Origin of the sequence: Dyella sp. (assembly GCF_051954575.1) — a bacterium.
Lineage (GTDB): Bacteria > Pseudomonadota > Gammaproteobacteria > Xanthomonadales > Rhodanobacteraceae > Dyella_B.
The window spans coordinates 47,951-69,850 of record NZ_JBQCHP010000001.1 but is presented as its reverse complement, the minus strand read 5'-3'; the positions used below and the strand labels follow the sequence as shown (position 1 = coordinate 69,850).

The following is a 21,900-nucleotide window of genomic DNA, read 5'->3' as shown; positions in this document are numbered from 1 at the left end:
ATGACACGTTTGCTTTACCGATGGACCCTGCCCTTGCTGGCTGCCGTGCTGTGCGCTTGCGGCGATCGCCGCCCGCCATCCTCGGCGCAAACCACGCCGCCGGCACTGGCCGCGCTGACCGTGCATGCGCAGACGGCAGCGCAGGAACAAATGTGGGACGGCACGGTGGAAGCGGTCCATGCGGCCGTGCTCTCCGCGCAGACCAATGCGCGCGTGATCGAACTGCCCTACGACGTCAACGATGTGGTGCCCGCCGGCGCGGTGCTGGTGCGCTTCAGCGACGTGGAGCAATCCGCCGCCGCACGTTCGGCCAGGGCGCAAATCGTTTCGGCGCAAGCGACCTATGACAACGCCAAAGCCAATTACCAGCGCATCGCCGCCATCTACGACAAAGGACTGATCGCCAAGGCCAGCCTGGATGCAGCACTGGCGCAGCGCGACAGCGCTTACGCAGCCGTGCTTGTTGCGCAGGCCAACTGGCGGCAGATCGGCACGCAGCAGGACTACACCGTGGTGCGTGCGCCCTACGACGCCATCGTCACGCGACGCTACGTGCAAGTAGGCGAGTCGGTGCAATCCGGTCCGCCGGTGCCACAGCCATTGATCGGCATCGCCTCGCTGGACGACCTGCGCGTGAACGTGCAGGTACCGCAGAGCGCGGTGGATACGATCCGCAGCCATCACTCGGCCGTGGTCCTTCCCGGCAACGACGGCGTGCGTATTCCCGCTGCGACTGTCACCGTATTTCCCTATGCCGATCCGGATACGCACACGTTCTCGATCCGCGTGGAGCTGTCGGGCAAGCACACGGGACTCTATCCGGGCATGACCGTGAAAGTCGCCTTCGCCACCGGTACGACCCGACGCCTGCTCGTACCTGCCAACGCGTTGCTGCAGCGTGGCGAACTGCAAGGCGTGTACGTGATCGATAACGATCGGGTTTCGCTGCGGCAAGTACGCACCGGGCACGCTTATGGCGATGAGGTCGAAATACTGGCCGGCCTGGACGATGGCGAACGCATTGCCGTCGATCCGGCCGCCGCCGGCCGCCTGCTGGCCGAGCGCCACCGTGGAGCCGTTCGGTGAGCACGCAGCTTGGCTTTTCCGGCCGCATTGCGCGCAGCTTTCTCAACTCGCCGCTCACGCCGATTCTTGCCATCACTGCGCTGCTGCTGGGGCTGGCGGCGATGATGATCACGCCACGCGAAGAAGAGCCGCAGATCGACGTGACCATGGCGAACGTGATGGTGCCCTTCCCCGGCGCCGACGTGCGCGATGTGGAGAACCTGGTGGCGTTTCCGCTGGAACAGAAACTGGCGGAAATCGAAGGCATCAAGCATGTGTATTCGGTGAGCCGGCCCGCCATCGCCATCATCACGGTGGAATTCCAGGTGGGCGTACCGCGCCAGACGGCGATCGTCCGGCTCTATAACCAGGTGTTCCAGAACCAGAATTTCGTGCCGCCGGCATTGGGCGTGGGCCAGCCGTTGATCCGCCCGATGGGCATCGACGATGTGCCGGTCATGGCGCTCACCCTATGGAGCGACCGCCCTGGAGCCACCGCTACCCAGCTCGGCGAAGTGGCGCACACGCTGGAAACGGAACTCAAGCGCGTGCCGGGCACGCGCGATGTCTACACCATCGGCGCACCCGAGCGCATGGTCGTCGTGGAACTGGATGCGCCCAAGCTCGCCTCCTACGGCATGTCGATCGCCGACTTGTCCGCCGCGCTCAAGGCGGCGAACGTAGTCACGCAGGCCGGCGATCGCGTGGCCGACGGCCGCAACATTCCGGTTACCGCCGGCAGCTTTCTGGCCCATGCCGAGGACGTGGCGAAGCTGGTGATCGGCTTGAACAAAGGCCAGCCTGTGTTTCTGTCCGACGTCGCGCGCATCCATCAGGGCGCCGACCTGCCGAACCAATATGCGTGGTTCGGCACGCCGCCCGGCAAGGGCGGCCCGCTGGCCGGATCGGCGCCGGCCGTGACGATTGCCATCGCCAAGAAACCGGGCACGAATGCCGCCGACATCACCACCGCGATTGCGGCACGGCTGGCGTCGTGGCGCAACGTACTGATTCCTGCCGGCGTCCATGTGGACATCACGCGGGACTACGGGCAGACCGCCACCGACAAGGCCAACCGGCTCATCCACAAGCTGATCTTCGCCACCGGTTCGGTGGTGCTGCTGGTATTGCTGGCGCTCGGTTGGCGCGAAGCCATCGTGGTGGGCAGTGCGGTGATCATCACGCTGATGCTCACGTTGTTCGCATCCTGGGCGATGGGCTTCACCATCAATCGCGTGTCGCTGTTCGCGCTGATCTTTTCCATCGGCATCCTGGTCGACGATGCCATCGTGGTGGTGGAGAACGTGCATCGGCACATGGCGCGCGGCGGTCCGCTCAGCGAGGCCATTCCGGCCGCGGTGAGCGAAGTGGGCGGGCCCACCATCCTTGCCACCTTCACCGTCATCGCCGCCTTGCTGCCGATGGCGTTCGTCTCTGGCCTGATGGGGCCGTATATGCGGCCCATTCCGATCAACGCGTCGGCCGGCATGCTGCTTTCGCTGGCGGTGGCGCTGGTGATTACGCCGTGGCTGGCGTTCCGGCTGCTGCGGCACACGCATCCGGATGCGGGCGCTGCGGCGCATAGCGGCGACCGGTTGCACCGCCTGTTCAATCGATTGATGACGCCCTTTATCGAAGGCGCACGCGCACCGCGCAAACGCAGGCTGCTGTTTACATCGATGGGTGTGCTGGTGCTGGCGGCGGCCGGGCTGGTGCTGGTGAAGGCGGTGGTGCTGAAGATGCTTCCGTTCGACAACAAGTCCGAATTCCAGGTAGTGGTGGACATGCCCGTAGGCAGCACGCTGGAACGCACCAACCGTGTGCTGTCCGAATTGGCGCAAGCCGTTTCGACGCTGCCCGAAGTGGAGAACTGGCAAGGCTACGCAGGCACCGCGGCGCCGATCACCTTCAATGGACTGGTGCGCCAGTATTACCTGCGCAGCGGGCCGATCGTCGGCGACCTGCAAGTGAACCTGGTCGACAAATCACAACGCAACCGGCAAAGCCATGCCATTGCGCTGGCCGTGCGACCGACGCTGGCGGCCATCGGCGCGCGCTACGGTGCCGCGGTGAAAGTGGTGGAGGTGCCGCCTGGGCCGCCCGTGCTGGCGCCGGTCGTCGCCGAAGTGTACGGGCCCGACTACGGCACTGTGCGTGCGGGGGCGCTGCGCCTGAAGAAGATGTTCGCCGCCACGCCGGACATCGTCGATGTCGATAGCAGTGTGGAGGCCGATTCGCCGCGCGACATCGTGGTGGTGGATCGCGAGCGTGCTGCAAAACTGGGCTTGAACCAGGCCGGCATCGCGCAGGCCTTGCGCGCGGCACTGTCGGGCGACGACGCCACCTATCTGATGGACGGCCACGCCAAATACGCCATGCCGGTGCGCCTGCGCCTGCCGGCGGGCGACCAGGCCTCGCTGGCGCAGTTGCTGGCGTTGCGCGTACGCGCATCCAACGGCGCCTTGGTGCCGTTGTCGGAAGTGGTCACCGTGCAGCCGGCAGGATGGGAACAGGCCATCTATCACAAGGATCTGCTGCCTTATGCGTATGTCGTCGGCGACGACGCAGGCGCTACCGATAGTCCGCTCTATGGCATGTTCAAGATGGTAGGCACCTTGCGGCGCGAAAAAGTATTGCAGCAGACCATTGCCCAGCACTTCATCGCCCAACCGCAAGACGCCGGCGGCCTGGCGGTGAAGTGGGACGGCGAATGGCAGATCACCTATGAAACCTTCCGCGACATGGGCCTGGCCTATTCGATGGGCCTGGTGCTGATCTACCTGCTGGTGGTGGGACAGTTCAAGAGCTACGTGGTGCCGCTCATCATCATGGCGCCCATTCCGCTCACCGTGATCGGCGTGATGCCCGGCCACGCGCTGCTGGGGGCGCAATACACGGCGACATCGATGATCGGCATGATCGCGCTGGCCGGCATCATCGTGCGCAATTCGATTCTGCTGATCGACTTCATCAACCATGCGCTCGCCACCGGCAAGGCATTGGAACAGGCCGTGATCGAGGCGGCCGCCGTGCGCGCCAAGCCGATCGTGCTCACCGGCGCGGCAGCGATGGCCGGTGGCCTGTTCATTCTGGACGACCCTATTTTCCAGGGGCTCGCGGTATCGCTGATCTTCGGCATCCTGGTGTCGACCATCCTGACGCTGCTGGTGATTCCCCTGCTCTATTACGCATGGCTTGCGCGGCACGGCGTTTCCGCCGGGCATGCCAGCACGTGACCCTGTCGCACGAGGAGAACCATCATGCACAAGTCCTGGACCGAGATGACCGTGGAGCTTTCGCAAGCGCTGAAAGAAGTAAGGACCGGCGCGCCGGATACGATGCACGCCTTCTCCGCGCTGGCCCGCGCGGCGCTGGCGCCCAAGGCCTTGGATACCAAAACCAAGGAACTGCTCGCCCTGGGCATCGCCGTGGCGGTCCGTTGTGACGCATGCATCGCCTTTCACGCGGAAGCGGCGGTCAAGCATGGCGCCACCCGCGAGGAAATCATGGAAACCATGGGCCTTGCGATCTACATGGGCGCAGGCCCCAGCGCGATGTACGCGGCGCAGGCGGTGGAAGCGTATGACCAGTTTGCGGCGAAGCAAAATCAGCCGCGCGGCTGAGCGGTTGCAGTGCCGCCACATCTCTTCCTTGTCCATGCGCGAGCCGTACTTTGCTGACCAGCATCCAAAGCATGCAATGCCGGATCGTGTTTTGGCCGCATGGAAGATGGCCTTTTGATGGAGATCAATTGCCGACCCGACGACCTGGGCTAGGGCCTGTTTACACTATTTGCGTGGCCCGCGCTGGGATCTGTTTGCGCGCCAGACAAGGAAGAGCGAAGGAGTGTACGTCGACGATCGACGATGTACTAATTCCCGCCCCCGAGCCCGGCGAAGTGCTGGTGAAGATCATGTCGACCGGTGTATGTCACACCGATCTTCACGCAGCCGATGGCGACTGGCCGGTCAAGCCGACGCCTCCCTTCATTCCTGGCCATGAAGGAACCGGTGTCGTCGCAGCGCTGGGCCCCGGCGTAACGCATCTCAAGGAAGGCGACCCGGTCGGCATCGCATGGCTCCACGATGCATGCGGCGGCTGTGAATACTGCGTCACCGGCTGGGAAACGCTATGCGAGTCCCAGCATGACAGCGGCTACAGCGTGAATGGCACCTTCGCCGAATATGCCATTGGTTCGGCCGCCTACGTCGCACGGCTACCGAACAATCCGGATTTCGCCAGCCTCGCGCCGATACTCTGCGCAGGCGTTACAACCTACAAAGGCATCAGGGAGACCGAAGCAAGGCCGGGTGAATGGGTAGCCATTTCCGGCATTGGCGGCTTGGGCCATATCGCCATCCAGTATGCGAAGGCCATGGGCCTGCACGTGGTGGCCCTTGATGTCACCGACGAAAAGCTCAACCTCGCCAGGCAGCTGGGAGCGGACCTCGCCATCAACGCAACAACACCGGATGCGATCGAACAAGTGATCAAGCAGACCGGCGGCGGCGCGCATGGCGTGCTGGTGACGGCCGTGTCGCCGCCGGCATTCGGGCAGGCGCTTCGCATGGCGCGGCGTAAAGGCACGGTAAGCCTGGTGGGACTGCCGCCGGGTGATTTCGCCACGCCGATTTTTGATGTCGTGCTCAAGCGCATCACACTGCGCGGATCGATCGTCGGCACCCGCAAGGATCTTGCCGAGGCGCTGGCTTTCGCAGCGGAAGGCAAAGTACGGGCGCATATCCATAAAGCGAAGCTCGCCGATATAAACCAGGTATTTGCCGACCTCAAGATGGGCAAGGTCGACGGGCGGATCGTGATCGATCTGTAGGCACGTGGACAGTTGCAAAGAAGTTTCCGGGCAATCCCCTGTCCCTCCGGTAGTCAGCCACCCACTGTACGCACCGGCCCCATCGCGTCGGCGCTGCCGCGATTGAATCGAAGCCCCCGCATATCGACAACCGGATTGCCGATGTCGATACCCAGATCGTGCAGCGTGGTTTCGACCTGGGTAATCACGCGCGACTGCACGACGGATATCGTCGTGAAATCGGCGGCAGCGAAAGTCAGCTCGTAGACGATCATGGCGTCGTCGAACCGGCATGCGCAAGCCGATGGTTTTATGCCTCCCGTCAGGTACGCCGCCTTGCCCGCGGCCTCTTCCAACGCGCTGATCACGCGCGCAGGCGGCTCGCCGTGATGCACCTGGACCCGAATGGTGCATAGCTGCGGAACGTTCAAGCGGCAATGATTGGTAACGATCGACTTTGCGATAACGCTGTTTGGCACCACCACCAGATCGTTGGAGCATGTCTTTATACGCGTTGCCCGCCAGTTGACCTCGATGATCTGGCCTTCGACGCCGTCTTTCATGGCAATCCAGTCACCCGCGCCGAAGGAACGCTCGATGTTGATCGCCAGGCCGGAGAACACGTCCGCCAATGTGCTTTGCAGCGCGAGGGCAAGCACGATCGCCAGCACGCCGGAGGTCGCCAGCACGGTAGACACCGGCTGCTTGAACACGACATCCATGATGCCGACGAACGCCAGAACGTAGATCAATGCCGATGCCAGATCCGCGAAGAGTTGCCGCGCATGGGGCTGGTTGTCGTCGGGAAAGATCGTGCGGCGCAGAATCAGGTCGAGCAGGCTCTTCAGAAGCCACGCCCCCAAAATCCACCAGATCACCGTCAACAATTCCGGCGGTATCCGCGATGTGCCGTCAGCGCCCACAAAAAGATATCGCCCAAGCGGGTTGCCGTGCCGGGGATAAATCGCCGTAATCAGCAGCAACCCGCTGCCGCCCCAAAGCAGGGCGCGATAAGGCCGAAGCCGACGCACGAATCCGCACGCCAGGAGCAAGGCCGCCACCGCGAGGAAGCCGATATCGAACCCGCTGAGGATGACGCTTGGAAGTAGGTCCATGGCTGCAAAAAAAGCTCGATCGGATGCCATGTGATAGTGCGGCAGAAAAACGGCGTCGCGTTGATGATTGTCAAATACCATGGGAAAAGCTTCATTTCGCGCCATCACCTGATACACAGGCCGGCAAGGCAACGTTCCACATAAATGCCATCACCATCTTCGAACAGGATGCGGACAAGGACTCAGTTGACCGAAGTCATCTTGCGCCGGACGCCCGGCGATTAACGTGTCCCCATGGACAAACCACCCTTTCGATCCAGCGAACAGGAATCCGAAGGCTCCAGCAGGCTGGACGCATATATCGGCAGCGTCGAGTCGGTGCAAGGCTCGGTGGTCGACGTCCGCTGCGCGCACCCGCCGTTGCTGCGCCATGCGCTGCGCACGGCCGTCGGCACGGCGACCATTCAACTGGAAGTGCAGCAGGAGCTGGATTCCCGCCGGGTAAGAACGCTTGCGCTCGGCCGCACCGGCGGCATGCGCCGGGGCCAGCCGGTTTTCGACACGCAAGCGCCGGTGTGTCTTCCCGTATCGTCGAGCGTGCTCGGGCGCCTGTTGGATGTATTCGGCACCCCGCTGGACGGTGGTGCCCCCGTCTCCGCGGAACAGTTCCTGCCGCTCACCGGCAAGCCCCTTTCGCTCAACGACACCAAGCCGCTCAGTGGCATCCTGGAAACCGGCATCAAGGTGATCGACCTGCTGTGTCCATTTGCGCGAGGCGGCAAAACCGGTCTATTCGGCGGCGCAGGTGTCGGCAAGACGGTACTGATCACTGAGTTCATGCACGCCATCGTGCAACTGCATCACGGGGCCAACGTCTTCTGTGGCGTGGGCGAGCGCATCCGCGAGGGACACGAGTTGTGGCACGACATGCGCGATGCCGGCGTGATGCCGCACACCTTGATGGTGTTCGGCCAGATGGACGAAGTGCCGGGCGTACGCTTTCGTGTCGGCCTTGCCGGCATCACCTATGCCGAATACCTGCGCGACACGCTCGGCGGCGAGGTGCTGTTCCTGATGGATAATGCGTTTCGCTTCGCGCAAGCGGGAAGCGAAGTTTCCGGCTTGCTCGGCCGCATGCCGGCAACCGTGGGTTACCAACCCACACTGCTCTCGGAAATCGCCGAACTGGAAGAGCGCATCTGCTCCACGCAACGCGGAAGCATCACCTCGGTTCAGGCGGTTTACGTGCCGGCGGACGACATGACCGATCCGGCCGTGGTGGCGATCCTGGCGCACCTGGATACCAGCGTGATCCTTTCGCGCGAGCAGGCCGCGCAAGGCATCTACCCCGCGGTGGATCCCCTGGCTTCCCGCAGCCGCCTGCTCGATCCGGCCATTGTCGGCACGCGCCATTACCGGATAGCCACGCAAGTGCGCGAGCACCTGGCCCGCTATAAAGAACTGGAAGACGTGATCGCCATGCTGGGCATCGAAGCGCTGTCGGCCGTCGACCGCAAACTGGTGCTACGCGCGCGCCGGTTGCAGCGCTACCTTTCGCAGCCCTTCGCGGTGGTCGCCGCAAGCACCGGCATCGCCGGCGCCAGCGTGCCGCTGGAGGGAACGTTGGCCGATTGCGAAGCACTGCTGGATGGCCGCTACGACGACGCGCCCGAAGCACAGTGCTACATGCGTGGGCGCCTGCCCGGCGCGAACCCATGAATACGTTCGACATCCACCTGCTGAGCCCTCGCGCCAACGAACACATCACCGGTGTAGCGGCTTTCGTGGGCGAGGATCCCAGTGGCCAATTCGCCATCCGCGCTCACCGCGAAGCCTTCATCACAGCCCTGGTCTCCGGCCTGTCGCGCATCCACCACGCCGACGATCACTGGGATTATCTGGCGCAGCCGGGAAGCGTGTTGTACTTCGCCGGCAACACCCTCACGCTGGCGACGCGCGACTATCTGCGCAGCGACGACCTGAACGCCGTAAGCCGCGCGCTCGAAGAACGCTTCGCGGCCGAAGAGCAGGCACTCAGTCAATTGCATACCCAGTTGCGGCGGCTCGAACAAGAGATGCTGCGCCGTCTATGGCGGCTGCAGCGGGAGTCGATGCGATGAACATGCCGACCAACCCGCACTGGCATCGTTCGATCCTGCGCGAAGTACGACGCGCGGTACGCGCGCAGCGCGAACGCCAGGGATTGATCGGCCAGTCGCTTTACCTTGGCACGCTCGGCATGGTGTTCGTATTGCCGGTGGTGGCCGCCACCTACATCGGGCTATGGATCGACGAAAAGCTACCCGGCTATTCGGTACGTGGAACGCTTTCGGGCATCGTCGCGGGCATTTTCATCGGGGCCCTGAACGTCTACCTCATCGTAAGGGAGCGCCGGTGATGGAGCAGAGCATCGTCCTTCTACGCATAGGCTCGCTGCTGATCACCGATACGGTGGTGACCAGTTGGGGCATCATGGCGGCATTGACATTGGCGTGCTGGCTGATCACCCGGCGCCTGAAGCTTGCGCCGGACCGCTGGCAAAGCGTGCTGGAAGCCGTAGTGCTGACCATGCGCCAGGCGATCGAAGACATCGCGCCGGAAAAGTCGCGGCAACTGCTGCCGTTCATCGGCAGCCTGTGGATCTACCTGGTGTTCGCCAATCTGGCCGGACTGATTCCCGGCCTGCATTCGCCGAGCGGGCAATTGTCCGTCACGGCCGGCCTGGCCATCCTGGTCTTTGCGGCAACGCACTGGTTCGGTATTCGGGATGCTGGCCTGTTGGCCTACTTGCGCCACTACGTGCAGCCCAATCCCATCCTGCTTCCGTTCAACGTCATCAGCGAAATATCGCGCACGCTCGCGCTGTCCATCCGCCTGTTCGGCAACATCATGAGCCTGGAAATGGCGGCGATGCTGGTGTTGCTGGTGGCCGGCCTGCTGGTTCCGGTTCCACTGCTGATGCTGCATGTGGTGGAAGCGCTGGTACAGGCTTACATCTTTGGCGTGCTGGCGCTGGTGTACATCGCGGGAAGTTTGGAAGCCAACGTTGCAACACGCGTTCACGGAGACGCCACATCATGAAAGACATGAGCTTGTTCGCCCTCTTCTCCACGCTGGGGGCGCTGCTTGCCATCGCCCTCGGCGTGATGTTTCCCGCCTTGGCCATGGGACGCTCGATCAGCCGCGCGCTCGATGCCCTGGCCCGCCAGCCGGAAGCGGAAAAATCGATCCTGCGCGCCTTGTTCATCGGCCTGGCGATGGTCGAATCGCTGGCCATCTACGTGCTGGTGATCGTGCTTATCGTGCTGTTCCGCAATCCGTTGCTGGCGTACCTGCTGAAGTAGGAAGGATGCCATGAGCTTCGACTGGTCCACCTTCGTCCTGGAAATCATCAACTTCCTGGTGCTGGTCTGGCTGCTTCGGCACTTCCTGTATCGGCCAGTGCTGTCGATGGTCGAGCAGCGGCAGCATGCCGTGCAAAAAACGCTGGACGATGCGCAACACGCGCGCGACCAAGCCAATGCATTGCAAACGGACTACCAGGCACGCAATAGCCAATGGCAGGCCGAACTGGAAAAGCGCCGTCAAACCCTCGGCAGCGAACTGGAAGCGGAACGTCAGCACCGCCTTCAGGCGCTCGAGGCGGAGATTGCCAGCGAGCGCAAACGCCAACAAACGCTGCGACAACACGAGCAGGAAACCTACGAAAAAGCCGTGCAAGGACGCGCCACAGCGCAGGCCGCGCAATTTGCCTCGCGCTTGCTGCGCGAGCTCGCCACCCCGGACTTGGCGCAGCGCATACTCGATGTCGCGCTGAAAGAGCTTGCCGCGCTGCCACCGGAGCAAATCGAGGCACTTCGCGCGGCGCTTGGCACCGCCGACGGTGTCGTCGTGCATAGCAGTTCACCGCTTGCGGCGAATGACCGTGCACGCCTGGAAAAAGCATTCGCGGCGTTTGCTGCGTCGCCGCCTGGCGTGCGCTACACCGAGGATGCGAACCTCGTTTCCGGATTGCTCATCCAGGTAGGTGCCTGGGAGCTGGATGCGAGCATCGCCGGCGAACTGCGTGCCTTCGCGGAAGCGGGCGGCCATGGCTGATCGGCAACAAGCACTCGCGCTGGACCGGCGCGACCACTGGCTGACCGATTATCGATTCGGCTTGCGCTTGCGCGAATGCGGAACGGTGGTCTCGGTCGGCGATGGCGTCGCGTGGATCTCCGGCCTGCCCTCCGCCGCGCTGGACGATATCGTGGTGCTCGAAGGTGGCGGCGAAGCGCTCATCTATCATCTCGAACCCGATCGCATCGGCGTGATCCTGCTCGATCCCGGCATCGATCTGCGCGCCGGGGTTCGCGCCATGCTCAGCGGGCGCCAGTTGCAGATCGGCGTAGGCGAAGGGTTGCTGGGCCGCGTAGTGGACCCGCTCGGTCATCCACTGGACGGCAACGATATGCCGCAAACCGATGCCCTGCGTGCGCTCGACGGCGTGTCGCCGCCGCTGATGCGCCGCACGTTCGTCCAGCGACCGCTTTACACCGGCAACAAAGTCATCGACACGCTAATTCCGATCGGGCGCGGCCAACGCCAGCTCATCGTCGGTGACAGCGGCACGGGGAAAAGCGCCCTAGCGCTGGATACCATCTTGCGCCAGCAGGGCGAGGCCGTACGCTGCGTCTATGTATTGATCGGCCAGAAACGTTCAGACGTCGTCAGCACCGTGGCCGTGTTGCGCGAACAGGGCGCACTCGCCTACTGCTCGGTGATCGTAGCCGATGCCAATGCCCTGCCCGGCATGAAATACCTCGCCCCGTTCGCCGGCTGCGCGGTGGCCGAAGCCTGGATGGAAGCGGGCCACGACACCCTGGTGGTGTATGACGACCTCAGCACGCATGCCAAGGCGTATCGTGAATTGTCACTGCTGCTGCGCCGGCCTCCAGGACGCGAAGCATATCCGGGCGACATCTTCTATTTGCACGCACGCCTGCTGGAACGCGCCACGGCGTTGTCGACCGAGGAGGGCGGCGGCAGCATGACCGCCCTGCCCCTGGTGGAGACCGAACAGGGCGAGATCGCCGATTACATTCCCACCAATCTGATTTCGATCACCGATGGGCAGATTTTTCTCGACCAACGCCTGTTTGCGCAGGGCCAGTTGCCGGCCATCGACGTGTCGCGCTCGGTATCGCGCATCGGCGGCAAGGCACAGCACGCAGCCATCCGCGACCAGGCCGGGCGCATCAAGCTCGATTACCTGCAATTCCTTGAGCTGGAAGTGTTCACGCGCTTCGGCGCCAAGCTCGAGGCCGGCGTGGAAGAGCGCATCCGCCGGGGCCGGACACTGCGCCGGGCGCTGCGGCAACCACGCTTTCAGCCCTGGCCAGCCACCGCACACCTGGCATGGCTGGCCGCCTATGCGGAAGGCTCGCTCGAACACGTCGCGCCAGAAGACATGGACACCGTCATGCAGCGCCTGCGCGAGCATTGCCTGCACGAAACGTTGTCGATGAGCGATTCGCCTGAGCAATGGCGCGAGCGCGTGCACCACTGGCTGGAGCAAGCGCATGGCGCGATGGCGTGAACTGGCCCGTCACAGCAGGGCACTCGAGGAGATCGGCACGATCATGTCGGCCATGCGCAGCCTGGCGTTCATCGAAGCGCGACGCCTGGCCGAAGGCACGCTACGGCAAGCGCAAACCGTGGACGCCATCCGCACCGCCATCGACAACCTAGGCGCCCACTACCCTGCCGCGCGCCCCAGTGTCGTTCCGCAGCGCGACATACTCATTCTCATCGGTTCCGAACGCGGGTTATGCGGCGATTTCGACGAACGCGTAGCCTCGCACCCGGATGTCTCGCGCCAAAGCAGCGATGGTGTACGTATCGCCGTCGGCAGCCGGCTTTGCCAGCTACTGGACGAACGCGGCGTGACGCATCTTCCTATGGCCGGCGCCGCCGTGATCGAAGACATTCCCGGCGTCATGTCCCATATCGCCACATCGGTGCAAGCATCGACGCAAGCAGATCACGACAACACAAACGGCCTGATCGTCATCCATCACGACGACGAAGGCAATCTGCACGCCGGACGCGTACTGCCGGCAACCGGCGCAACACGCGCACCATGCTGGCGAAACAAGCCGCAGTTGCAGCTTCCTCCCCCGCAACTGTATGGCGTGCTTGTCGAGCACTACGTCTTCGCCTCACTCAACGCCATCCTGCTCGCCTCGCTGCTCGCCGAAAACCGCCGCCGCCTCGATCAAATGAGTGCCGCACTCGATCGCCTGCACGAACGCATCGACAATCTCGATCGTCGCCGCAGGCGCGCGCGGCAGGAAGCCATCACGGAGGAAATCGAAATAATTCTGCTGGGAATCTAATACAGGCCACGGCGGAACTCAGGGATTCCTCTGGGCGACGTGATATTTCCGGCGGATCTCAGCCAGGTCGACGCGCGCCGGTGGAAGACTCAACTTCATGTCGTTCATCGTATCGGCCACGATTTGCGAGATCGCCAGGTCGCGGAACCATTTATGGTTCGCGGGAATCACGAACCACGGCGCAAGCTTGGTGCTGGTTCGCTCGATCGCTTCCTCGTAGGCTTCGATGTACTGCGGCCAGAACAAGCGTTCGGAGTAATCGCTCTCGCTGATTTTCCACTGCCGAGCCGGATCGTCCAGCCGACGCTTGAAGCGCTCCAGTTGTTCCTCGGTGCTGATGTGCAGATAGAATTTCAATACCTGCGTACCGTTTGCCGTCAGCATGGTCTCGAAGTCGTTGATCGATGCGTAACGTTGCGACCATACCTCGCGCGGAACCGACTCATGCACGCGTACGACCAGCACGTCTTCGTAATGCGAGCGGTTGTAGATGACCACCTCGCCACGGCCGGGTGCGCGCTGGTGAACGCGCCATAGAAAATCGTGGGCGCGGTCTTCCGCACTCGGTTCCTTGAAGCTGAAGACGCGTGTTCCCTGCGGATTCATGCCGCTGAACAGGTGCCGGACCACACCGTCCTTGCCGGCGGCGTCGAGCCCTTGCAGCACGATCAGCAGCGAGCGGCTCGCGTTGGCATAGAGCAGGTATTGCAAGCGCGCCATGTTGGCGAGCGATTCGGCAATCAACGGCCCGGCCTTTTCATGCGACTCGTGCCGGCCCTTGTAGGCCGGATCGATATGGGAAAGGTGCAGCCTGGCGCCGGGATGCACGATGAATTCTTCGCGATAGCTCATACCCATCCGCTCCGTTCGATCAGTCTCAGCGCTGCCAGGCTATCAATGCCGACTCCCCAGGCTCCACGCTTATCCGTTCCAACCGCAGGTTGGCCATTAGATGGGCACGCTAATGCGCCAGTGCGGGTCGCCGCAAGCGTCCCGGATGCCGCCGCATGGCCCCTTCCCATCACCACCTGACCGCAAAACCGGCCGTATGGGGATTGGTCAGCAGATAGCGGCGACCGAGATGCCGGCGAACACGCAGCCCAGCATCGAATTCAAGTCAGGAGTAGCGCCATGCGCGCGACGAAAACCACGGCCACCGCGAGGACGGGGCCGTGGCAGAAAAGACCGCCGGTGTTTACGGCGAAACAACCAACTGGTCGACCACATTCTGCACACCGGGCGCGCTCCAGGCAGCCTGCTCGACGGCATCGCGCTCGGCCAGCGAATCGACTGCGCCCTTCAGCGTTACCGTGCCCTTGCTGACGTTCACCTTGATGGATTTGGTATCCAGATGGGCGCGGCGATACAGCGCCGCTTCGATCTTGGTCTTGATATCCCGCGGCTGCGCATGCGGCGTGATACTGATGCGATCGACCACGCCCTTCACCCCGAGCAGTCCGCGCACTGCGTCTTCGGCGGCGTTGCGGATGAAATCCCATTCCACGTGGCCGGAAAGCGTTACCCAGCCGTTTTCCACCACCACCTTGATCGCATCGGTCGGAATGCAGGCATGCCAGTCGATGGCATTCTTGGCGGCCATGGCGATATCCGTATCGCTACGCGCGAAATCGCCCGGCAACGCCACTTCCAGTTCGATGGCCAGCCCACGAACGCCGGGTACGCGCTTGGCGGCGCGTTCGGCGGCCCATTTCTGCGGATAGCTGTCGACCTTGCCGGACAAGGTGACCACGCCCTCGCGCACTTCCACGCCGATGCGGCTGGCGTCGACGGAAGGTTCCCAATCCAGTTCATCCAGAACGATCTGCTGCAGTTCACGATCGGTTTTCATAAGTCACTCCTCGCAGGTTCAACTGCTTTCACGACCAGGCTGACGCGCCTATCGATCCGCCATTCGATCGCCTCATGCACCGGCGAAGTGCAAGCCTTCCTGCGACAGGCAGGGGTAATCGGTGTAGCCCTTGGCATCGCCGCCGAAGAACGTGCTGCGGTCCGGCTCGCTCAGCGGCGCACCGCGCTTGAAGCGTTCCACCAGGTCGGGATTGGCGATGTAGGCGCGCCCGAAAGAAACCATGTCGGCGCGATGCCGGTTGCAGGCATCCAGCGCCATCGGAAGGTCGTAGCCGTTGTTGGCGATGTATCTGCCCTGGAAGCGCCTGCGCAGGATCTGCCAGTCGAAGCCCGCCTCGCGCGGCCCTTGCGGCGATCCTTCGATCATGTGCAGGTAGCTCACGCCAAACGCATTGAGCTTGTCCACGACGTAGCCGCATGTGCCGGGCGGATCACTGTCGAGCGCGGCGTCGTTGACCAGGCCGAACGGCGAAAGCCGGATGCCCACGCGCGCACTGCCGGCTGCGTCGATGACCGCCTCGAGCACTTCCAGCAGGAATCGCGCGCGGTTTTCCCGCGGGCCGCCGAAATGATCGGTGCGCTGGTTGACGCTGTCGCGCAGGAATTGCTCCAGCAGATAACCGTTGGCGGCATGGATTTCGACGCCGTCGAAGCCTGCCTGCAAGGCATGCCGCGCCGCTTCGCGGTATTGCTCGACGATGCCGTAGATCTCGTCGCTGGTGAGCATGTGCGGTTTTACGCACGGCTTGTAGCCGTCCTGGGTGAAGACGGATGCTTCGGGACGAACCGGCGAAGGACCGACCGGCAAGGCACCGTAGGGCTGCAAGGAAGGATGCGAGATGCGCCCCACGTGCCACAGCTGCGCGTAGATCCGCCCGCCTTGCGCATGCACCGCGTCGGTGACTTTGCGCCAGCCTGCCACCTGCGCCCGGTCGTAAAGGCCTGGCGTACGCATGTAGCCCCGCCCCTGCGGGGAAATGTTCACGCCTTCGCTGATGATGAGGCCGGCCGATGCGCGCTGTGCGTAATATTCGGCCATCAGCGCCGTCGGCACACCCTGCTCCGTGGCCCGGCTGCGCGTGAGCGGCGCCATCACGATGCGGTTGGCAAGTTGATAGGGACCGAGCTGGATGGGCTGGAACAAGGCTTCCAGCTGTACGGCATGGGTGGTCGCTTGCGACATGGCCTTCTCGTGCGAACGCTTCCTCGGACAAGATCCCAGGCTAGGCAACCTGGATATCTCCGTGTTGATGGAGATCAAGTGCGCGAGCCTGCCGCGTCACGCCGCTTGCGCAGCCACCGTATCCATCGGCTGCACCGCACTGGTTTCGTCCAGATGGAATACCGCATCGAACTGCGCCGGCAGCGAGGCGACGAAGTAATGGCTTTCGTATTCCGTCTCCGGGCGATACAGCACGCCGATAGCGCGTTCGAGCATGGGTGCGCCCAACGCGCGGGCGGCGTCGCCTTGCATCGGCAGATAGAAGCGATCCAACCGGCTGCTGTGGAACAGGTGCTCGTAGCTGTCTGCCAGTGCCATCCGCACCGGGCGGCATTCGGGTTCGCCGTCCCATTCGTAGGCGGCGGTGACCGTGCCGGTGGCGGTAGTGAAACCTACGGAAAACGCCGCATCGCTGCCTGCCTGCTGCCGCACGAGCTGGCCCACATTCCACTCGCCCCGCTGCGACATCTCGGTGGCCCGCGCATCGCCAAGATGCGAATTGTGCGCCCACACCACGATCTTGCCCGTGCCGCCCATGGCGCGCAGATGGCCCTGCAGCGCGAACAGGGTATGCACCATGTGTTCGTCGCGCACGTTCCAGCTTTCGGCGCGCGAACCGAACATGGCGCGATAGTAGGTCTCGGCGCTCGCCACCACTTGCGCGTTGCGTTCGGCGAAGAAAAACGCGTCGGCGGCATCGCGCCCGTCCTTGTCCAGGTATTCGGGTGCGCGTTTCCACAGCGCCATCAGGCGTTCGCGCACCGCTCGCCGGCAATCCGGACGAAGCCCGTGCACAGCCTCGTAACCGTAGCGTTGCGGATCGCGCACGTGGTCCATCGCCGCGTACTGGCGCTTGGCAATGGCGGCCTGTTCCTCGTCCACGCCGGCGAGATAATCCACCACCGCCTGAGCCGATCGGTACAGGCTGTACATGTCCAGCCCAAAGAAACCGGCATGTGCGGTGGGTTTTCGTGCGTCATTGAGCGCGCGCAACGTCTTGATGAAGCGCAGCACTTCTTCGTTGCACCACATCCAGCGCGGAAAACGCTGGAAATCGCCGAACGCCAGGCGGATGTCGGCATCGCCCCCTTCCCCGCGCACGTAGCGGTTGAGCCGATAGGCGTCGGGCCAATCCGCCTCCACTGCCACGGCATCGAAGCCACGCTCCTCGATGAGCCGCATGCTGATGTCGGCGCGCATGCGATAAAACTCCTGCGTGCCGTGGGTGGCCTCGCCCAGCAAAACCAGGCTTCGTTCGCCGACACTTTCAAGCAAGGCGTCGTAATCACGCATGCCATTGCCCAGCCGAAGGGCTTCGCCGCGAATCGCTTCCAGCGCCGAATGGCTTGGCATGGTTCCAGACCTCGTAATTGCCGTGCCGGCATCGAGCCGGCACGGCGAGTACCCGCAATGCTCAGCTGATCGTTACTTTGCGCGCGTTGCCGTTTCCCTTCTTCGGCAGGTCGAGCGTGAGCACGCCATTTTCGTAATGCGCGCTTGCCTTCGTATTGTCCACTTCGCCCGGAAGGCCGAAGGAACGATAGACCTGCCCGTAGTACCGCTCCGTGCAGATCTCCCGCTCATCGTCCTTTTTCTTGGTTTCGCGCTTGACCTCGGCGCTGATCGACACCTGGTTGCCGTCGATCGAGACGTCGATGTCGTCTTTGCCGACGCCCGGAATTTCCGCCTTGACGGCGTAGGACCGCTCGTTCTCCGTCACGTCGATGCGCATTTCGGGCATCTCCAGTTCCGACCAGCGCGGGCGCAGCCCGAAGCCGTTGAAAAGCTCTTCGAAAGGCGTCTGCTGTTCGAAACGCGCAAGGGTTTTGAAGGGACTCCAGCGTGTAAGGTTGGCCATGGCAAATCATCCTCCGCAATATTCCAGGGTGGCCCGGGCTCCCGTGTCCCGGGTCCTTGCTTAGCCTAGCCGTCGGCGCAGCATTGGCTGTTGATCCAGGTCAATCGTTGCGGCCCGTTTTTCCCGTCGGCTTTTGTTGACGGCCATCAAGTTGCAGCCATACCGCCCGCCTAAGCTGACAAGCGCCAACATATGGGAAGCGCCATCATGTCGAAGAAAACCTGGGTACTGGTTGCCGACGCCGCCAAGGCTCGCCTGTTCGAATTGCCGCAAAAAGAAGCGAATCTGATCGAGATTGCTTGCTACGCGCATCCCGACAGCCGGACGCCCGGGCAACATCCTGCCCATGGCCGCCTGCCGCGTGCGCAGGAAAGCAACGGTCCGGCGCGCCATGCGATCGAGCCGAGGACCACGCTGCGCGTCAAGCATCAGGACCAGTTCGCGGCCATCCTGAGCGACGTCATGCGCCGTGGCCGCCTGGAACGCCGTTACGACCAACTGGTGCTGATCGCGCCACCACGTTTTCTCGGTGTATTGCACAAACACCTGGACGAGCAAACCCTGGCGTGCGTGGTCGACGAGGTCGGCAACGACTTCCTGAAACTGTCCACGACCGACCTGCGCACCCGCATTTGGCAGGACGGCGTGGCCGCGCCCAACGCTGCGAGTGTCGCTTCATGATCTCGAGCAGATCCACCATCCCCGAGCAGCCGTTTGCCATTCCGGTAGATACCGTGCACTTCATCGTGGACAAGCTCCACGAATACGAGAATACCGACCTGCTTGTGGATGCCTCGGAGACAAATGAAACCGAGCCTACGCCGCTGGACTGCGAAAACGTCGACGTGTACGCCGAACACGAGAACGATTACCGCAACGAGCCGATCCGGCAGGAGCTTGTATCGTTCATCGACGACTTGCCCGACGATTATCAGATCGACCTGGTCGCCCTGATGTGGCTTGGCCGCGACAACAGCTCCGCCGAAGATTGGCAAGCGATCCGCGAAGCGGCCGAGCAGGCGCACAACGGGCGCACCGCGCTCTATCTGCTCGGCTCGCCCTTGGCCAGCGATTTTCTGGAAGAAGGGTTGTCGATCCTGCATGTTCCCGATGAGCGGACTTCTTCGATGTCGCCTGATGCATGGAGCAAGCCATGAAGGACATCGCCGTCTACACCGAATCGTTTCATGCCTGGCCCAGGCACATGGACTACGCCGCCGCGTTCGCCGCTGCCTTCGACGCGCAGCTGACCGGCATCTGCATCTGCCCGTCGCCCCAAATGGGCCTGCCCGCCTACGAGGTACCCGGCTTCGTGGAGGAATGGGCCGACCAGGTACGCCAGCTCGTCGAAGAAGCCTGCAAGGCCGAAGCCGGCTTTCTGGCCGAGGCGCGCCAACGCCATCTCGAAAAAGCCGCGTGGCAGGTCGCCCAGGGCTACGTGCCCGAATGCCTGGCGGTGGCCAGCAACTGGCACGATCTGCTGGTGCTTGGCAGCGACGTGGCCAGCGTATGGGGATCGCCTTCGGCGATGGGCGACATCATGCTCAGTTGCGACATCCCATGCCTCATCGTGCCGGCCGCTTACGAAAAACCCTTCGCGCTCGATTGCGTGGCCATCGCATGGAACGGTTCGATGACCTCGCTGCGCGCGATCCATGCGGCACTGCCGATCCTCACGCGCGCACGGCATATCGCCGTGCTCGAAAGTACCGATCCAGCCTCGCCCACCGCTGCATGGCAGCCCCGGTTCGACCTGACCCGCTACCTGCGGCGGCACGGACTGGCCCCGCAATCGTCCACTGTCGGAAGACATGGCAAAAGCATCGGCAACGACTTGCTGCAGGCGGCCAACCGCACCGGCGCAGACCTGCTTGTGATGGGTGGCTACGGTCACACGCGATTGCGCGAACGCGTGCTCGGCGGCGCTACCAAGGAAGTACTCGAACAGGCGAGCCTGCCAGTATGGATGCGTCACTGAAGCTGCAGCGCGCATGATGCGGCGACGGGTGTTTCCCTACCGCAGCGACGGATCTCTTGTGGCCATGCGCCTACCCTGCGCATGGCCGGCCATGATGATGATGCTCATGGACAAAATGCTACCTATGCTCGCCATCAGCATGTCCCGTTGTGCATCCCAGGGATCGCCCTGGCTCCCCAGGTATGCAGCGCCCAGGTTGCCGCCGAAACGGACGGCCGCAAACCATTCCACCAGTTCGTAGATCAGCGAATGCGACATGATGAAGGTGACCGGAAAGATCCATCGCCAGAGGCCGCGTGGCGGAGCGCGGTTGGCGAACAGCTCGTTGGCGACGGGCGTCATCAGCAGGCCATACATGGCGTGCACGAATCGGTCGTAGTCGTTGCGCGGCAGTGCGAAATAATGATTGGGCGAAAAGCCGAGATAGGCCGTCAACCACTCGTCGTAAGGCACTTCCGAATAGGTATAGTGCGCCCCGATCTCGTGGAGCACGAAGAAAAGAAACAGTGACAGATAGCTGGCATTGGTGAAGCGAAGGCTTCGATAGGTGAGCACGAACAGGGGCACCGCGACAAACACCAGCACGTTCTCCAGCAGCCAATCCTGGCGATACCTGGGAGCGATAGCCAGCATTACCCAGATGGCAATAAACGCCAGTAGCAAGGTCGACGGAAACCAGGCGCCGGATCTTCGAGTACGCGTCCGGATGTTCGTTCCACTTGGGAAGGTTTCGCTTCGCATTTCGTATCCGGCAGACCCATGACGCTCCGGCTCCGCGGAGCGGTTTGCACCAACGAGCGATGCCATGGTTTGCCGTTGGCGAAAGAGCGACTTGATCCAGGTCAAGAAACCCAGCGAAGGCTGAGATTTGCCGGGCGTTGAGCTGGATCAATGGGTCCGGCCCACCCGGCACTACCCTGGCTTGCACGCATGTATGCAGAGCGAGCATCCCCAGTTATGGCTTCCGTGGCGTTCCATGTATCCGGGCTCACCAAGGTCTACCGTTCAGGCGAGGTGGACGTACATGCCTTGCGCGGCATCGAGCTGGAGATCCTCGAATCGGAAATGCTGGTGCTGCTGGGCCCATCCGGCTCGGGCAAATCCACTTTCTTGAACATCCTGGGCGGGCTCGACCGCCCCACGCATGGATCGATCATCTTTCGCGATCATGACCTGGGCGCCATGAACGACCGGGATTTGACGCTCTACCGACGCGACCACGTCGGCTTCGTGTTTCAGTTCTATAACCTGATTCCCGGCCTTACCGCGCTCGAGAACGTGGCGCTGGTCACCGAGATCGCCGCCAGGCCGATGCGGCCGGAAGATGCGCTCGCGGTCGTGGGGCTCAAGGACCGGATGCATCATTTCCCTGCGCAACTGTCGGGCGGCGAACAACAACGCGTTGCCGTTGCACGCGCGGTGGCCAAGCGTCCGGACATTTTGCTGTGCGACGAGCCCACCGGCGCCCTGGACTCGCCCACCGGCATCACCGTGCTTGAGGCCATCGAACAGATCAACGCAGAGCTCAAAACCACCGCAGTGATCATCACGCACAACGCGTCGATCGCGAACATGGGGGATCGCGTGGTTTCATTTGCCGATGGCGGTATCGCGCAAATCGCCGGGCACGACAAGCGCCTGCCCGCCTCATCGTTGCACTGGTGAC

The 21,900-nt window shown here is 63.0% G+C and carries 23 protein-coding genes; 16 read left to right on the top strand and 7 right to left on the bottom strand.

The features are described 5' to 3' along the window. The 4 genes from ACTHNE_RS00335 to adhP all read left to right on the top strand — a co-directional run bounded on the left by ACTHNE_RS00335 (nt 1) and on the right by adhP (nt 5,896). The gene (locus ACTHNE_RS00335) at nt 1-1,086 is read left to right on the top strand and encodes an efflux RND transporter periplasmic adaptor subunit (protein ID WP_324940991.1); all 1,086 of its coding nucleotides are present in this window, start codon (nt 1-3) and stop codon (nt 1,084-1,086) included. Further along, nucleotides 1,083-4,301, top strand: a complete 3,219-nt coding sequence (locus ACTHNE_RS00330; protein ID WP_440268272.1) for an efflux RND transporter permease subunit — start codon at nt 1,083-1,085, stop codon at nt 4,299-4,301. Before ACTHNE_RS00335 ends, ACTHNE_RS00330 begins: the two co-directional genes overlap by 4 nt. A gap of 24 nt (nt 4,302-4,325) precedes the next feature. Continuing rightward, on the top strand, nt 4,326-4,688 hold the full coding sequence (locus ACTHNE_RS00325; RefSeq protein ID WP_324940997.1) for a carboxymuconolactone decarboxylase family protein: 363 nt from the start codon (nt 4,326-4,328) through the stop codon (nt 4,686-4,688). 71 nt (nt 4,689-4,759) lie between these two features. Then, nucleotides 4,760-5,896 (top strand): alcohol dehydrogenase AdhP, encoded by a 1,137-nt coding sequence (adhP, locus tag ACTHNE_RS00320; RefSeq protein ID WP_440268271.1) that lies wholly within the window; start codon nt 4,760-4,762, stop codon nt 5,894-5,896. Between the two features lie 53 nt (nt 5,897-5,949). Here the strand turns inward: adhP and ACTHNE_RS00315 are convergent, their stop codons facing one another. Then, nucleotides 5,950-7,071 carry a mechanosensitive ion channel family protein gene (locus ACTHNE_RS00315; RefSeq protein WP_324941935.1) on the bottom strand — a complete coding sequence of 374 codons (1,122 nt, stop codon included), beginning with the start codon at nt 7,069-7,071 and terminating at the stop codon, nt 5,950-5,952. 153 nt (nt 7,072-7,224) lie between these two features. Between ACTHNE_RS00315 and atpD the strand changes: the two genes are divergently transcribed. Genes atpD through ACTHNE_RS00275 form a run of 8 tightly spaced genes read left to right on the top strand, consistent with a single transcriptional unit; the run spans nt 7,225 to nt 13,307 of the window. Then, nucleotides 7,225-8,649, top strand: coding sequence for a F0F1 ATP synthase subunit beta (gene atpD, locus ACTHNE_RS00310; RefSeq protein WP_324941932.1), 1,425 nt, complete (start codon nt 7,225-7,227; stop codon nt 8,647-8,649). Next, nucleotides 8,646-9,050 (top strand): F0F1 ATP synthase subunit epsilon, encoded by a 405-nt coding sequence (locus ACTHNE_RS00305; protein ID WP_324941929.1) that lies wholly within the window; start codon nt 8,646-8,648, stop codon nt 9,048-9,050. The genes atpD and ACTHNE_RS00305 overlap by 4 nt, the downstream gene beginning before the upstream one ends. Beyond that, a complete protein-coding gene (locus tag ACTHNE_RS00300) occupies nt 9,047-9,328 on the top strand; it encodes an AtpZ/AtpI family protein (protein WP_324941926.1) in 282 nt (93 codons plus the stop codon). The genes ACTHNE_RS00305 and ACTHNE_RS00300 overlap by 4 nt, the downstream gene beginning before the upstream one ends. Next, a complete protein-coding gene (locus tag ACTHNE_RS00295) occupies nt 9,328-10,011 on the top strand; it encodes a F0F1 ATP synthase subunit A (protein WP_324941923.1) in 684 nt (227 codons plus the stop codon). Before ACTHNE_RS00300 ends, ACTHNE_RS00295 begins: the two co-directional genes overlap by 1 nt. Continuing rightward, nucleotides 10,008-10,274: an ATP F0F1 synthase subunit C gene (locus ACTHNE_RS00290; RefSeq protein WP_324941920.1), complete on the top strand. Its 267-nt coding sequence runs from the start codon at nt 10,008-10,010 to the stop codon at nt 10,272-10,274. Before ACTHNE_RS00295 ends, ACTHNE_RS00290 begins: the two co-directional genes overlap by 4 nt. A gap of 10 nt (nt 10,275-10,284) precedes the next feature. Next, a complete protein-coding gene (locus ACTHNE_RS00285) occupies nt 10,285-11,028 on the top strand; it encodes a F0F1 ATP synthase subunit delta (RefSeq protein ID WP_324941917.1) in 744 nt (247 codons plus the stop codon). Then, nucleotides 11,021-12,508 (top strand): F0F1 ATP synthase subunit alpha, encoded by a 1,488-nt coding sequence (locus tag ACTHNE_RS00280; RefSeq protein ID WP_440268270.1) that lies wholly within the window; start codon nt 11,021-11,023, stop codon nt 12,506-12,508. Before ACTHNE_RS00285 ends, ACTHNE_RS00280 begins: the two co-directional genes overlap by 8 nt. Beyond that, nucleotides 12,492-13,307, top strand: coding sequence for a F0F1 ATP synthase subunit gamma (locus ACTHNE_RS00275; protein ID WP_324941911.1), 816 nt, complete (start codon nt 12,492-12,494; stop codon nt 13,305-13,307). The genes ACTHNE_RS00280 and ACTHNE_RS00275 overlap by 17 nt, the downstream gene beginning before the upstream one ends. Before the next feature lie 18 nt (nt 13,308-13,325). Here ACTHNE_RS00275 and ACTHNE_RS00270 read toward each other — a convergent pair whose 3' ends face one another. The 5 genes from ACTHNE_RS00270 to ACTHNE_RS00250 form a co-directional block, all read right to left on the bottom strand. Then, nucleotides 13,326-14,159: a polyphosphate kinase 2 family protein gene (locus ACTHNE_RS00270; RefSeq protein WP_324941908.1), complete on the bottom strand. Its 834-nt coding sequence runs from the start codon at nt 14,157-14,159 to the stop codon at nt 13,326-13,328. Between the two features lie 343 nt (nt 14,160-14,502). After that, nucleotides 14,503-15,156 carry a BON domain-containing protein gene (locus ACTHNE_RS00265; RefSeq protein WP_324941905.1) on the bottom strand — a complete coding sequence of 218 codons (654 nt, stop codon included), beginning with the start codon at nt 15,154-15,156 and terminating at the stop codon, nt 14,503-14,505. Nucleotides 15,157-15,228: 72 nt separating this feature from the next. Beyond that, complete coding sequence (locus ACTHNE_RS00260; protein WP_324941902.1) at nt 15,229-16,359, bottom strand: alkene reductase; 1,131 nt, start codon at nt 16,357-16,359, stop codon at nt 15,229-15,231. Between the two features lie 96 nt (nt 16,360-16,455). Further along, nucleotides 16,456-17,751, bottom strand: a complete 1,296-nt coding sequence (locus ACTHNE_RS00255) for an erythromycin esterase family protein (protein ID WP_324941899.1) — start codon at nt 17,749-17,751, stop codon at nt 16,456-16,458. Nucleotides 17,752-17,812: 61 nt separating this feature from the next. Next, nucleotides 17,813-18,256 (bottom strand): Hsp20/alpha crystallin family protein, encoded by a 444-nt coding sequence (locus ACTHNE_RS00250; protein ID WP_324941896.1) that lies wholly within the window; start codon nt 18,254-18,256, stop codon nt 17,813-17,815. A gap of 207 nt (nt 18,257-18,463) precedes the next feature. On the opposite strand from ACTHNE_RS00250, the gene ACTHNE_RS00245 reads away from it, so the two are divergent. The 3 genes from ACTHNE_RS00245 to ACTHNE_RS00235 are packed head-to-tail and all read left to right on the top strand — an operon-like array spanning nt 18,464 to nt 20,234. Continuing rightward, a complete protein-coding gene (locus ACTHNE_RS00245; protein ID WP_324941893.1) occupies nt 18,464-18,937 on the top strand; it encodes a host attachment protein in 474 nt (157 codons plus the stop codon). Beyond that, entirely contained in the window at nt 18,934-19,413 is a 480-nt protein-coding gene (locus tag ACTHNE_RS00240; RefSeq protein WP_324941890.1) for a DUF3775 domain-containing protein, read from the top strand. Before ACTHNE_RS00245 ends, ACTHNE_RS00240 begins: the two co-directional genes overlap by 4 nt. Continuing rightward, nucleotides 19,410-20,234 carry a universal stress protein gene (locus tag ACTHNE_RS00235; RefSeq protein WP_440268269.1) on the top strand — a complete coding sequence of 275 codons (825 nt, stop codon included), beginning with the start codon at nt 19,410-19,412 and terminating at the stop codon, nt 20,232-20,234. The genes ACTHNE_RS00240 and ACTHNE_RS00235 overlap by 4 nt, the downstream gene beginning before the upstream one ends. Before the next feature lie 36 nt (nt 20,235-20,270). On the opposite strand, the gene ACTHNE_RS00230 is transcribed toward ACTHNE_RS00235, so the two are convergent. Then, entirely contained in the window at nt 20,271-21,080 is an 810-nt protein-coding gene (locus tag ACTHNE_RS00230) for a DUF2238 domain-containing protein (RefSeq protein WP_324941884.1), read from the bottom strand. Nucleotides 21,081-21,191: 111 nt separating this feature from the next. Here ACTHNE_RS00230 and ACTHNE_RS00225 point away from each other — a divergent pair, with 111 nt between their 5' ends. Beyond that, entirely contained in the window at nt 21,192-21,899 is a 708-nt protein-coding gene (locus ACTHNE_RS00225) for an ABC transporter ATP-binding protein (protein ID WP_324941882.1), read from the top strand. Nucleotide 21,900: the final 1 nt, after the last annotated feature.

Coding starts and splice junctions, on each gene's coding strand:
- ACTHNE_RS00335 (WP_324940991.1), top strand. CDS start 1: ATGACACGTTTGCTTTACCGATGGACCCTGCCCTTGCTGGCTGCCGTG.
- ACTHNE_RS00325 (WP_324940997.1), top strand. CDS start 4,326: ATGCACAAGTCCTGGACCGAGATGACCGTGGAGCTTTCGCAAGCGCTG.
- adhP (WP_440268271.1), top strand. CDS start 4,760: ATGCAATGCCGGATCGTGTTTTGGCCGCATGGAAGATGGCCTTTTGAT.
- ACTHNE_RS00315 (WP_324941935.1), bottom strand. CDS start 7,071: ATGGTATTTGACAATCATCAACGCGACGCCGTTTTTCTGCCGCACTAT.
- atpD (WP_324941932.1), top strand. CDS start 7,225: ATGGACAAACCACCCTTTCGATCCAGCGAACAGGAATCCGAAGGCTCC.
- ACTHNE_RS00305 (WP_324941929.1), top strand. CDS start 8,646: ATGAATACGTTCGACATCCACCTGCTGAGCCCTCGCGCCAACGAACAC.
- ACTHNE_RS00300 (WP_324941926.1), top strand. CDS start 9,047: ATGAACATGCCGACCAACCCGCACTGGCATCGTTCGATCCTGCGCGAA.
- ACTHNE_RS00295 (WP_324941923.1), top strand. CDS start 9,328: ATGGAGCAGAGCATCGTCCTTCTACGCATAGGCTCGCTGCTGATCACC.
- ACTHNE_RS00290 (WP_324941920.1), top strand. CDS start 10,008: ATGAAAGACATGAGCTTGTTCGCCCTCTTCTCCACGCTGGGGGCGCTG.
- ACTHNE_RS00285 (WP_324941917.1), top strand. CDS start 10,285: ATGAGCTTCGACTGGTCCACCTTCGTCCTGGAAATCATCAACTTCCTG.
- ACTHNE_RS00280 (WP_440268270.1), top strand. CDS start 11,021: ATGGCTGATCGGCAACAAGCACTCGCGCTGGACCGGCGCGACCACTGG.
- ACTHNE_RS00275 (WP_324941911.1), top strand. CDS start 12,492: ATGGCGCGATGGCGTGAACTGGCCCGTCACAGCAGGGCACTCGAGGAG.
- ACTHNE_RS00270 (WP_324941908.1), bottom strand. CDS start 14,159: ATGAGCTATCGCGAAGAATTCATCGTGCATCCCGGCGCCAGGCTGCAC.
- ACTHNE_RS00265 (WP_324941905.1), bottom strand. CDS start 15,156: ATGAAAACCGATCGTGAACTGCAGCAGATCGTTCTGGATGAACTGGAT.
- ACTHNE_RS00260 (WP_324941902.1), bottom strand. CDS start 16,359: ATGTCGCAAGCGACCACCCATGCCGTACAGCTGGAAGCCTTGTTCCAG.
- ACTHNE_RS00255 (WP_324941899.1), bottom strand. CDS start 17,751: ATGCCAAGCCATTCGGCGCTGGAAGCGATTCGCGGCGAAGCCCTTCGG.
- ACTHNE_RS00250 (WP_324941896.1), bottom strand. CDS start 18,256: ATGGCCAACCTTACACGCTGGAGTCCCTTCAAAACCCTTGCGCGTTTC.
- ACTHNE_RS00245 (WP_324941893.1), top strand. CDS start 18,464: ATGTCGAAGAAAACCTGGGTACTGGTTGCCGACGCCGCCAAGGCTCGC.
- ACTHNE_RS00240 (WP_324941890.1), top strand. CDS start 18,934: ATGATCTCGAGCAGATCCACCATCCCCGAGCAGCCGTTTGCCATTCCG.
- ACTHNE_RS00235 (WP_440268269.1), top strand. CDS start 19,410: ATGAAGGACATCGCCGTCTACACCGAATCGTTTCATGCCTGGCCCAGG.
- ACTHNE_RS00225 (WP_324941882.1), top strand. CDS start 21,192: ATGGCTTCCGTGGCGTTCCATGTATCCGGGCTCACCAAGGTCTACCGT.